Annotated in this window: 2 protein-coding genes; both read right to left on the reverse strand. The window is 43.2% G+C overall.

Annotated features, from left to right (window positions below; all coding sequences use genetic code 11):
• Nucleotides 1–64 precede the first annotated feature (64 nt).
• Nucleotides 65–1,498: a serine-type D-Ala-D-Ala carboxypeptidase gene (dacB, locus tag BCT81_RS26400; RefSeq protein WP_102426378.1), complete on the reverse strand. Its 1,434-nt coding sequence runs from the start codon at nt 1,496–1,498 to the stop codon at nt 65–67.
• A gap of 111 nt (nt 1,499–1,609) precedes the next feature.
• Complete coding sequence (locus BCT81_RS26405; protein ID WP_102426379.1) at nt 1,610–2,659, reverse strand: porin; 1,050 nt, start codon at nt 2,657–2,659, stop codon at nt 1,610–1,612.
• Between the last annotated feature and the right edge of the window lie 328 nt (nt 2,660–2,987).

Genomic DNA, 2,987 nt, shown 5'->3' on the forward strand with positions numbered 1-2,987 from the left:
GAAGATTTAAGATCTTCAGCGCCATTTTTTATTATGTAGTAAAAAGCTTAAAACAAGCTGTTAGTTATTTGGACTGGCCCTGTGTTTGACTGTATTCAACCACATCTTTGTAGAAAGCACTTTCAAACTGCGTAATCGGTGCTTCTACTGGTTTGTCCGGGTCTTGCTCTTCAGGGAAGTAGTCACGAACAAATTGTACGAATAGCGAGCTTGGCTTCCCAGACTCATCTAAGCCATATCCCGCCATATTGTAGGTTCCGTACAAAGAACCACTCTTAGCTATGATATTGCTTTGAATCGGCGCTTTCCTCATGCTTTGTCGGTACTTAAGCGTTCCATTCATACCTGATGTTGGCATGGCTTCGATCAGCTTGAGCTGTGAGTCGTTTTCCCAGATATAACGAAGCACTTTAGCCATGGTCTGCGATCTCATTCGGTTGTTTCTAGATAACCCAGAACCATCAACGAGCTGCGCTTTGCTGAGGTCGATATTCGCTTTGGTCAGCAGTATCTGTTTTATTGCTTCAGTGCCGTTATTGAAACTCCCCGATTGCACATAAAACTTTGCTCCCAAGGTTTTGGTTAGGTTGTCTGCGATCAGGTTATCTGATTTTTTGAGCATGGTATCGAGCAGCTCTGGAAGTTTCGCAGAGTGATGACTAGCAACTAATGTCGCTTTGTTTGCGCCTTCTTTAGCTCCAATGAGTACATGACCCTTTACTTGTATTTTCAGCTCTTTAAGTAGTGAGTTCACCACTTGAGAGGTGTAAAGCTCAGGATTTTGAATAGCGAACTTTAGTGGTAGTGGCTTCTTACGTTCCACTAAGCAGCCAGAGAGCGTGTACGAGTTGTTTGGCGTTGTGATGAGCTCTAAGTCGCACTGGGTGGCTTTTTGTCCTGAACGCGTCACTGTGGCTGCATTGGTTGTCACGTCTATCGGATAATGGGCTGGAATATAGACGCGAGTGCTGCCGTTATCTTTTGTATAAATAGAGGCTTGTGCACAGTTGCTGTCTAAGGTCATCGCACTAGAGGGCGCGCTGTAACAAACGCCTAGAATGTCCCAAGGCCAACCAACCGCTCGTTGATAGCCGGTATAAGCCGTGTTATCCAGGTATAAGTTGCCTTTGATGGTTCTGGATTGAGACTTAGCATACTGAGCTAACAGGCTTTTTAGCTGCTCACGTTGTAGTGTTGGGTCACCGCTAAATGAAATGATCGAATCATTGCCAGAACGAACAATGCTGGTGATGTAATGAAAGTTGTCTCCCAGCTCTAATTTAGCCGCTAAAGCCGTCACCAGTTTTAACGTACTGGCTGGTGGATAAAAGTGATCGCTATTGGTATTAAGCTCGCTCGAATCATCGCTCAACGATTTGAGTATCAAACTCGTACTACTACCATCGGGCAGTGTATCTAGCGGGGTGTACGCGAAAGCGTTAATAGAGAAAGCGCTGATGGAAAAACTACATAGCAGTAGTGAGGATAGAAGGCGCATAGAAGATTGTCTTGGATGGCTGGTGTTTTCAGTATACAGATATAAAAAACGCCCGCTAGAGAGCGGGCGTTTTGATTCTCAATTAACTAATGAATCATTAGGTAATCAGAATTAGAAGTCGTAACGTAGACCTAGAGCTAGCTCGTCTTCAGCATCAGCTTTAGATGCAGTACCGTTACCTAAACCTACAGTACCAATTGTGTCATTTTCACTGATTAGGTTGAAGTTGTACGAAATGTACGTACGGAAGTTCGGCTTGAAGTAGTAAGTCGCATCGATTGCAACGTTGTCAGCTGAAGTTTCACCGTCAGTTTCTGCGTTGTTGTACGTTAGTGTGAATGCTGTCTTGTCTAGTGTGTAAGCTGTCGCGAATTCGTAACCAGTGTAGTCACCGTTTCTCTTCGCAAGCTCACCGTCTGTGAACGTACCAGCAAAGTATAGCGTTTCAGTGCGGTAAGATGCAGCAAGCATGTACTCGTTTTCTACGTCTTGATCAGCGTAACCAGCACCTAGCTTAAAGCCAGTATCACCGATTGAGTAGATACCAGATAGAGAGTAGCCATCTTCGTTGTTGTCTGAGTAACCGCCGTCAACTGAATCTGTACGGTCAGCGAAACGGTAGCTTGCTTTAACTGCTAGGTCTTGGAATTCACCTTTGTAAGAAAGCATGTTGTCTGTACGGTCAGCAGCTGCAATTTTGTATGCCGCTGAGTTACCGTGGTAAGACATGATATCCGTGAAGTCTGTGATTACGCCTAGTGCACCGTCGTTTTTACCGTAAGTTACTTCACCGAATGTACCGCCGATACCAGCGTAAGTGTAACGGTTATCTAAGCTGTCTACCGTAACTTTTTCGCCAGATGTATTTAGTACAGTTTCTGGGTTAGAAACGAATTCACCTTCGTAGAAACCAACACCGTATAGGCCGTCTTGGATTTCAACTTTACCTAGGAAGTTAAGACGTACACGTGTTTTGTCTTCAGCTTTGCCATCTTTTAGAGATAGACGAGCTTCAGCACGGCCACCGATCTCTAGAGAAGTGCCGTTAGAGCTGTATACAGAAGTGCCGTCGATACCACCAGCTTGTTTACCGTCCGCTGCTACTGCGTTAGTAGCAAGAGCTGCAGCAGATACAGCAAGCGCGATCATAGTCTTGTTCATGTTATTATTTCCTAATTACTGTCCATAGAAGTTTTATTAAGGATTTGAACCCTTTTGTGTATTGCCCGTATTAATCAGGCTTCATAACCATGATTAGAACAGAAGTCTGAAAAATGCCAGTGCAATCCATGGGTTACTTTTTACCTCTAAAGTTCCATTGTCAGTTAGTAAAATGATATAAAACTAAAGAATGAACACTGTTTTATTATATTTGTTGTTGTTTAAGTTGTTGTTTTAAAGTGCCTTTTATGAAAGTGTGATCTGCGTTTATTTTGTTTGTTTTTTGTTTTTTTAGGTATTTATTTGTCGTCTTATTGATTAGGTCGTT

Origin of the sequence: Vibrio sp. 10N.261.52.A1 (assembly GCF_002876325.1) — a bacterium.
Taxonomy (GTDB): Bacteria; Pseudomonadota; Gammaproteobacteria; order Enterobacterales; family Vibrionaceae; genus Vibrio; species Vibrio chagasii.

Coding starts and splice junctions, on each gene's coding strand:
- dacB (WP_102426378.1), bottom strand. CDS start 1,498: ATGCGCCTTCTATCCTCACTACTGCTATGTAGTTTTTCCATCAGCGCT.
- BCT81_RS26405 (WP_102426379.1), bottom strand. CDS start 2,659: ATGAACAAGACTATGATCGCGCTTGCTGTATCTGCTGCAGCTCTTGCT.